A 5,204-nucleotide genomic window follows, 5' to 3' on the forward strand; every position below is an offset into this window, starting at 1 on the left:
ATCCGGGCGCGGTGCTGGCGGCGCTGCCGCCGCGCGATCCGCGCTACCGGGCGTTGCGCGACGCGCTTGCCCGGCAATCCCGGCTGGCCGCGCCGCCCGGGGTGCCGTTGGTGCCCGAGGGGCTGTGGCGCGAGGGGATGAGCGATTCCGCCGTGGCGATGCTGCGGGTGCGGCTGTCCTCGATCGGCTTCGCCGCGCCGCCTCTGGGCAGCCCGGCCAGCTTCGACGCGCCGCTGGCGCAGGCGGTGGCGGCCTATCAGCAGGCGGCGGGCCTGCCTGCCGACGGCGTGGCCGGGCCGCGCACCGTGGCACGGCTGAATCGCGGCACCGGCCCCGAGGCCGAGGCGATCCTGGTGGCGCTGGAGCGGATGCGCTGGATGGCCGGCCACGACCTGAACGCCCGTCATGTCTGGGTGAACCTGCCCGAATACAATGCCCGCATCTTCGAGGACGGCCGCGAGATCTTCGAGACCCGCGCGGTCATCGGCAAGGCCAACCGCGAATTCGAGACGCCGGAATTCAGCGAGACGATGAAATACCTGGTGGTCAATCCGCGCTGGAACGTGCCGCGCTCGATCACCGTCAAGGAATACCTGCCGCGGCTGCAGGCCAATCGCTACGCGGTCGCGCATCTGGACGTGGTGGACGGGGCCGGCAACGTCATCCCGCGCGACCGCATCGACTTTCGCCGCTACAGCGCCGCGAGCTTTCCCTATCGCATGCGGCAGAAGCCCAGCGATGACAATGCGCTGGGGGTGGTGAAGTTCATGTTCCCGAACCCCTGGAACATCTATCTGCACGACACCCCGACCAAGCATCTGTTCAACCAGTCCAGCCGCGCCTATTCGCATGGCTGCATCCGCATCGGCCGGCCCGTCGACCTGGCGCATGAGCTGCTGCGCCCGCAGGTCGCGAATCCGGAGGCGATCTTCTCCAAGGCGCTGAAATCCGGGCGCGAGACCTATCTGAACCTGCGCCCGCCGGTGCCGGTGCACCTGGTCTATTTCACCGCCTTCCCGGACGAGACCGGGAAAATCCACCGCTTCCCCGACATCTATGGCCGCGATGCGCTGGTGCATGCGGCGCTGGTGAAGGCCGGAATCGGGGCCGGGCTGGATTCCGCCGCCGCGGATGAATAGATGAACCCCGGACGATAAGGGCCGAACGCCAGGGGGAAGCCGCATGACATTGACCATCGCCGAACTGGCCCGGGCGCTGGACGCCCGTCTCTGGGGCGACGGCAGCCTGGCCGTCACCGGCGCGGCCGAGGCCGGGCAGGCAGGGCCGGGCCAGATCGCGCTGGCGACCTCGGCCGCCTATGCCGAAAAGCTGGCGCCCGGCGGCATGGCGCTGCTGGCGGATGGCAGCGATCCCGAGGCGCTGGGGCTTCGCGCCGCCATTCTGGTCGCCCGGCCGCGGCTGGCCATGGCCGGGCTGACCCGCGCCTTCGATCCCGGTCCGGGCATTGCGCCGGGCATCCATCCGAGCGCCGTCATCGACCCGAGCGCCGAGATCGCCCCGGACGCGGCCATCGGCCCCTTCGCTGTGATCGGGGCAGGGGTGCGCATCGGCGCGGGGGCGCGCATCGCCGCGCATGTCTCGATTGGCGCCGGAACCGTGATCGGGTGCGACGTGCTGATCCATCCCGGCGTGCGCATCGCCCATGGCGTGACCCTCGGCGACCGGGTGATCCTCAATCCCGGCGTATCCATCGGCGGCGACGGCTTCTCCTTCGTCACGCCCGAGAAATCCGGCGTCGAGGAAATCCGCGAGACCCTGGGCGAGCGCGCCGAGATCCGCCAGCAGCACTGGACCCGCATCCATTCGCTGGGCGGCGTCGAGATCGGCGACGATGTCGAGGTCGGGGCCAATGCCACCATCGACCGCGGCACCATCCGCGCCACCCGCATCGGCCGCGGCACCAAGATCGACAACCTCGTGCAGATCGGCCACAATTGCGTGGTGGGCGAGGATTGCCTGCTCTGCGGCCTGGTCGGCATCGCCGGCTCGGCCCGGATCGGCAACCGGGTGGTGCTGGGCGGGCAGGTCGGGGTCTCGGACAACATCTTCGTCGGCGACGACGTGATCGCCGGCGGCGCCACCAAGATCTTCACCAACGCGCCCGCCGGCCGGGTGCTGCTGGGCAGTCCGGCGGTGAAGATGGAGACGCATGTCGAGGCGCAGAAGAACATCCGCCGCCTGCCGCGGCTTTATGCGCAGGTGGCCGAACTTCGCGAAACGGTTAAGAAACTGCTCGACAAGGACGCCCGGGAATAGCATTTCCCGGGACGGGATCGCCCGTGACGGGGCATAACGGAGGCCGAGATGACAGAAGTCCGCGACCGCATCATCCAGATCATCGCCGAACAGGCGATGCTGGATCCTTCGGAACTGAAGCTCGACATGTCGCCGCAGGAGATCGGCATCGACAGCCTGGGCCTGGTCGAGTCGATCTTCGCGCTCGAGGAGGCCTTCGACATCTCGGTGCCCTTCAACGCCAACGAGCCCGAGAAATCGGAGTTCGACATCTCGAGCCTCGGCAGCATCATCGCAGCGGTCGAGAAACTGGTCGCTGAAAAGGCATGAACGCCAAGAAGGCCAAGGGCGAGAAGCCGCCCAAATCGGAGCGCAAGCCCGGCAAGGTCAAGGGCAAGGTGAAATCGGCGACCAAGATCGCCCGCACCGTGCTGGGCCGGGTGATCATGGGACGCCAGGCCAATGGCATGCGCCGCGTCGCCATCACCGGCATGGGCACCATCAACGCGCTGGGGCGCGACGTGCCTTCGACCTTCGCGGCGATGCGCGAGGGGCGCTGCGGCATCGGCCCGCTGGATTTCCGCGACGTGGACCGGCTGGCCATCCGTATCGGCGGCCAGGTGCGCGACTGGGAGCCGGAGACCTATTTCAACCGCCAGCAGATCGTCCTCTATGACAAGTTCACCCAGTTCACGCTGCTGGCGGCGCGCGAGGCGGTCGAGCAATCCGGCCTGATCTTCGAGGGCGAGCTGGGCCTGCGCTCGGGCGTGGTGCTGGGCACTGCCGCCGGCGGCATGAACACCTGGGACGAGAATTACCGCACCGTCTACGAGGAGGGGAAGAACCGCGTCCATCCCTTCGTGGTGCCAAAGCTGATGAACAATGCCGCCTGTTCGCATGTCAGCATGGAATACGGGCTGCTGGGGCCCAGCTTTACCGTGGCCACCGCCTGCGCCAGTTCCAATCACGCCATGGGGCTGGCCTTCAACATGGTGCGCTCGGGCGCGGCGACGGTGATGCTGACCGGCGGCTCCGAGGCGATGCTCTGCTTCGGCGGCGTCAAGGCCTGGGAAGGGCTGCGCGTCATGTCCAAGGACGCCTGCCGGCCGTTCTCGGCCACCCGCAACGGCATGGTGCAGGGCGAGGGCGCCGGGGTCTTCGTCTTCGAGGACTGGGAACACGCGGTGGCGCGCGGCGCCGACATCCTGGCCGAGGTGGTGGGCTTTTCCATGTGCGCCGATGCGCAGGACATCGTCATGCCCTCGGCCATCGGCGCCGAGCGGGCGATCACCGGCGCCATGCAGGACGCGCATATGCGCCCCGAGGAGGTCGGCTATATCAACGCCCATGGCACCGGCACGGCGGCGAACGACAAGACCGAATGCGCGGCCGTGGCGCATGCCTTCGGCCACCATGCCGACCGGCTGATGATTTCGTCCACCAAATCCATGCACGGGCACCTGATCGGCGGTACCGGCGCGGTCGAGCTGCTGGCCTGCATCATGGCGCTGCGCGAGGGCGTGATCGCGCCGACCATCGGCTATGAGGAGCCCGACCCGGAATGCGCGCTGGACGTGGTGCCGAACGAGGCGCGCGAGGCCAGGGTGGAGGCGGTGCTGTCGAATGCCTTCGCCTTCGGTGGGCTGAACGCGGTGATCGCGCTGCGCAAGGCCTGATCAGCGGGCCATGGCAGAAAGGGGGGAGGGGGCGCTGCCCCCTCGGCGCGTGCCGCGCCTCACCCCCGGGGTATTTGGGCAACGGAAAAGACGGGGGGCAGCCGGGGACGGGGGGTTTTCAGCCCCTCCCGGATGGCCTATCTGCGAGGCAAGGAAGGAAGGCACCCATGGCGAAGATTACCTATATCGAGCATAACGGCACCGTCCACGAGATCGAGGTCAAGCCCGGCATGACGGTGATGGAGGGCGCGCGCGACAATGGCGTTCCCGGCATCGACGCGGATTGCGGCGGCGCCTGCGCCTGTTCGACCTGCCATGTCTATGTGGCGCCGGAATGGGTGGACCGCCTGCCGGCCAAGGACCCGATGGAAGAGGACATGCTGGATTTCGCCTGGCAGCCCGATCCCGAACGCTCGCGCCTGACCTGCCAGATCAAGGTGACTCCGGAACTGGACGGGCTGGTGGTGAACCTGCCCGAGCGGCAGATCTGAGGCGGCGGATCCGGGTCAGGCGCTCTGCCGGGCCTTGCCCCGGTCCGGGGCATTCGCCTGCACCAGGTTGTCCATGAACATGCCGAAGATCTTCTCGGCCAGGTCCACGGTCGAGCGGTCGTCCTCGGCGAACCAGGGATCGGTGGCGCGGGTCAGGAAGATCATGTTGCCGCCCTTGACCAGGCAATGCAGCATCATCGTCGCCAGCTCGATATCGGTGTCCTCGGCCAGGATGCCGATGCGCTGCGCCTCGGCCAGCTTGCGGTGATAGAGGTCGCGCATCGAGCTGGTATAGCGATGCAGGGTGCTGTCGGGCCGGATCGGCCCGTTCAGGGCGGTGACCAGAAGCCGGAACAGCGCCGGGTTGCTGTCCGCCCAGCCCAGATAGCTGTGCGCGATGGCGCGCAGTTGCACAATCGGATCGCTGGTGGTCGAGGAAACCGCGCCCTCGCGCAGCGCGTCGTTGAGCAGGGTGACGCCGTGATAGATCACGCCTTCGCGCAGATCTTCGGGCGAATGGAAGATCTCGCGAAGCTCGTCCTCGTCGATTTCGGCGAATGCCGCGAATTCCGCCAGGTCGGCCGGCAGCCGGCCATGCCGGCCCAGGTATTCCTGGGCGGCGAAGATCAGCCTTTGATAGAGATTCCCCCGGCTTTCCATCAGCCGCTCCTGCATAGGTCTCGGAACGATCCTAACCCACATTTCCCAAGTAAGGCGCTGATTTCGCTGTCCTGACCATTATATTTCCTATATAAAACATGGTGTTGAAGGCTGCGAGGGG

Annotated in this window: 6 protein-coding genes; 5 read left to right on the forward strand and 1 reads right to left on the reverse strand. The window is 67.5% G+C overall.

Annotated elements, in window-relative coordinates:
• From I9P22_RS22925 to I9P22_RS22945, 5 genes are all read left to right on the forward strand, one after another.
• A partial coding sequence (locus I9P22_RS22925; protein ID WP_199262419.1) for a L,D-transpeptidase family protein occupies positions 1–1,139 on the forward strand: 1,139 nt, incomplete at its 5' end.
• Between the two features lie 43 nt (positions 1,140–1,182).
• Positions 1,183–2,277, forward strand: a complete 1,095-nt coding sequence (lpxD, locus tag I9P22_RS22930) for a UDP-3-O-(3-hydroxymyristoyl)glucosamine N-acyltransferase (RefSeq protein ID WP_199262421.1) — start codon at positions 1,183–1,185, stop codon at positions 2,275–2,277.
• Between the two features lie 48 nt (positions 2,278–2,325).
• Positions 2,326–2,586: an acyl carrier protein gene (locus tag I9P22_RS22935; protein WP_199262423.1), complete on the forward strand. Its 261-nt coding sequence runs from the start codon at positions 2,326–2,328 to the stop codon at positions 2,584–2,586.
• 137 nt (positions 2,587–2,723) lie between these two features.
• Positions 2,724–3,932: a beta-ketoacyl-[acyl-carrier-protein] synthase family protein gene (locus I9P22_RS22940; RefSeq protein WP_199262431.1), complete on the forward strand. Its 1,209-nt coding sequence runs from the start codon at positions 2,724–2,726 to the stop codon at positions 3,930–3,932.
• A 167-nt stretch (positions 3,933–4,099) separates the two neighbouring features.
• Entirely contained in the window at positions 4,100–4,423 is a 324-nt protein-coding gene (locus I9P22_RS22945) for a 2Fe-2S iron-sulfur cluster-binding protein (RefSeq protein ID WP_199262426.1), read from the forward strand.
• 15 nt (positions 4,424–4,438) lie between these two features.
• Here I9P22_RS22945 and I9P22_RS22950 read toward each other — a convergent pair whose 3' ends face one another.
• A complete protein-coding gene (locus I9P22_RS22950) occupies positions 4,439–5,083 on the reverse strand; it encodes a hypothetical protein (protein WP_199262429.1) in 645 nt (214 codons plus the stop codon).
• Between the last annotated feature and the right edge of the window lie 121 nt (positions 5,084–5,204).

Origin of the sequence: Paracoccus binzhouensis, assembly GCF_016446475.1 — a bacterium.
Lineage (GTDB): Bacteria > Pseudomonadota > Alphaproteobacteria > Rhodobacterales > Rhodobacteraceae > Paracoccus > Paracoccus binzhouensis.